The sequence below is a fragment of the Bradyrhizobium sp. Kon10 genome, from assembly GCF_055807395.1.
This window is the reverse complement of record NZ_JBVVOZ010000148.1, coordinates 1-357: the sequence shown is the minus strand read 5'-3', so window position 1 is coordinate 357 and position 357 is coordinate 1. Positions and strand designations below refer to the sequence as shown.

General features: G+C 67.2%; 1 pseudogene. It reads right to left on the bottom strand.

Annotated features, from left to right (window positions below):
- Window positions 1-357, bottom strand: a pseudogene (locus AC0L2O_RS36475) (hybrid sensor histidine kinase/response regulator); the annotation flags it as partial.

Below are 357 nucleotides of genomic sequence, written 5' to 3'. Positions count from 1 at the left end.
CTCGGTGTCCTCGTTGCGCCGGCTGATCTCGAGCAGCTGGTTGCGGGTCAGCACCAGCTCCGAGACCATGGTCATCAGATGCTCCAGCGTATCCACGTTGACGCGGATCGACTGGTTGGCGATGCGGTCGCCCTCGACGGCGCCCTCATCGGCGGCCATCGACTTCTTGGGCGCGACCTTCTCCTTGGGCGGCTTGGTCTCCTTGGCCACGTCCTTGGCAACAGGCACTGGCGCTTCAGCGGCCGGCGCGGGCTCGGCCTTGACTTCAGCTTTGGCAACCGGGATCGGCGCTTCGATCGCGGTCTCGCGGAAGGCGCGCTCGAGCTCGTCGAGCGACACTTCGCCCGGACGCAGCGG